Genomic DNA, 2,342 nt, shown 5'->3' with positions numbered 1-2,342 from the left:
GTTATGTACGATGTGAATCAAGATCGGAATGAATAAATTTTTTGTCTTCAAATAAATCAGTGAGGCAAGGATGCCAAAGATGAAAGTAGCTAGCATCTTTTCGGCTTGCATATGGATTGCTGCAAAAGCCAAACTCGAAATCAAGATACCGGCCCACATATTCGTTTTCTTGATGAGTCGGTTCAACAAAAGTCCCCGAAAAACGAATTCTTCTGCGATTGGTCCCGTTACCGTCGTCACCACCATGGAGACAATCAAAAATAGGACAGTTTCATTGGAGGGTTCAATGATAAATGGGTCTAATTGAAAGAAAGAATCTTCTATCACTAAATAAGCCCAAAACGTTGTAAGTGAAAATGTATTGAAAATAAGCGCAATTGCTAGCACCGATAAGAATGAAGTATCCACATTTCTGTCTGAAACAACAGTCCGGAGCGGAGATTTATACCGATAAAAGTAATAGCCAAAGAACAGCAACGCAACCAATTCAAAAGAAACGAAATCTGAAATAATGCGTTTGTAGTTTTCAGGAATCTCATACAAGGATAAAATCCATTCCACTGCGAGAGCAAAGACAATCGATAAGACAACAAAAATCCGGATTTTCATTTCTTTAAACATCCAATTCCTCCTCKCAAGAGTAAACCTGATTGTATTCAGAAGCATCCAAGATTTCTTCTGTTTGCCCCCACATGGACAATTTGATTTTCAGATAAAAGGTTTTATCATTTGAACGAACATAAACCGCATAGTAGCCATCTTCTTCTCCATATATGTTAGCCTTGATATCGTTCAGGCAGTCGCCTCCATAAGTCTCTTCTATAAATGCAACGGACAATTCCTTCGCTTTCCTTTCATGAAGCAGACCGTGCAATCTGAAAATGAATCCCACAATAGAAATTATAAGAAATGCTATCGCAATACGTTTTTTCACCCGAACACCATCCTTATATATATATTTCGAAATTTCCTTATATGATTTATTCTAACATTTATTTACAGTGAAAAAATTTAAAAAACCATCCATGGCACAGTAATGGCCATGGATGGTTTTTTGTCTTTTGTTAGCTGCGCCGATACTTCTGTACAAAGGGAAGAATGAGTAAAGAAATAATTCCTAGTGACACTACTATTAAAAAAGCGTAGCCATAAGGTAAATGCCACTGCCTTCCTAAATAGAAACCAAAAATGTACATCGGTAGAACAAGCACTACAGCTGCTACAATTCTTGAAAGGAAAGTAATCCGGTGTTCAGTGCCGCATTGGCTGCATTGAATTGGTTTATACATAAAGATATTTGATTTAAATATTTTACCCCAGTTGAATCGATGATGGCATTTGACGCATTTCTGTAACCCCAGGTCTTTTCCCTCCTCAATCAACCTGATCACTTCTTTTTTTCTTATACGCAAATGGGGGAGAAATGGTTTCGTTTTACTTATAAATGAAAATTATTGACACTTTTAACTTAAAAGTTAATAATTCATTCAAGAGGTGATGAACTTTGGAATTCAATTCACTAGATTTTGGTGAACGATTGAAAGAAATTCGCATTCAACACGGGCTTTCTATGTTGGCACTTGGGAAAGACATCGGTACTTCCGCTAGCCGTATCAAGAGTTGGGAAAGCGGTGAGAGTGTCCCTTCTGCAAACTGGATTGTCGCGATAGCTGAACGATTCAACATTTCAACTGATTTATTACTAATAAATAGTCCTTTAAAGCAATTGGAATGGTCAGAAGAAATGTACAAAATAAGCGAATCAGCCACACCTTTTAATTTCGTGAATGATCCTGAAGAGCAAGTTCACTCTCAGTTAAACTCTTTCGCCAGTTCAAGTAGAACAGATGTTGAATGGGAAGATATCATGAACGGGACATCATCTCAAGATGACCTTTCAATAGAAGATTTATTTCCAGGGAAATCACAAAAAAAACGATACCTGGACCAACTTACATCCCTATATTCTAAACTCACCACACAGGATTTAATGGAACTGTATACATTGGCAGAAGTGAAAGCAAGGATTAAACGATAATCAAACGAATCGAATTTACAGTAGATGACACAAAACCAAATATTGTAGCACCTTCATCTTATAATCTAAATCCTGAACTTGGCTTAACAAAACACAATCACTTGGAAAATGTGCTCGTGAAGCCCTACTATCAACTACAAATAAAAGAGGATGGACATTCAAAGGGGAATCCTTTTGTGAGGGCATGGATGGATACGGAAAAGTGGAAGGCTGGAACATCGAAGATACCAACCAAGTTGAACCGATGAGTCTAATTCAAGGAGATGGTTCGCCATTCTCTTACTTACAAGCGGCAATGCTATAC

General features: G+C 37.4%; 4 protein-coding genes. 1 reads left to right on the top strand and 3 read right to left on the bottom strand.

Features of this window, described 5'->3' with window-relative positions; translation table 11 throughout:
* The 3 genes from AC1DSB_RS18185 to AC1DSB_RS18175 form a co-directional block, all read right to left on the bottom strand.
* A partial coding sequence (locus AC1DSB_RS18185) for a lysostaphin resistance A-like protein (protein ID WP_477587299.1) occupies window positions 1-621 on the bottom strand: 621 nt, incomplete at its 3' end.
* The gene (locus tag AC1DSB_RS18180; RefSeq protein WP_477587298.1) at window positions 614-934 is read right to left on the bottom strand and encodes a hypothetical protein; all 321 of its coding nucleotides are present in this window, start codon (window positions 932-934) and stop codon (window positions 614-616) included. The genes AC1DSB_RS18185 and AC1DSB_RS18180, both read right to left, overlap by 8 nt.
* A 130-nt stretch (window positions 935-1,064) precedes the next feature.
* The gene (locus tag AC1DSB_RS18175; protein ID WP_477531239.1) at window positions 1,065-1,391 is read right to left on the bottom strand and encodes a TIGR04104 family putative zinc finger protein; all 327 of its coding nucleotides are present in this window, start codon (window positions 1,389-1,391) and stop codon (window positions 1,065-1,067) included.
* A 113-nt stretch (window positions 1,392-1,504) separates the two neighbouring features.
* On the opposite strand from AC1DSB_RS18175, the gene AC1DSB_RS18170 reads away from it, so the two are divergent.
* Window positions 1,505-2,038, top strand: a complete 534-nt coding sequence (locus AC1DSB_RS18170) for a helix-turn-helix domain-containing protein (protein ID WP_477531238.1) — start codon at window positions 1,505-1,507, stop codon at window positions 2,036-2,038.
* Window positions 2,039-2,342 lie beyond the last annotated feature (304 nt).

It is taken from the genome of Paenisporosarcina sp. P4_E4_2 (assembly GCF_056401595.1).
The sequence above is the reverse complement of the archived record's forward strand: the minus strand, read 5'-3'. Positions and strand labels throughout refer to the sequence as shown.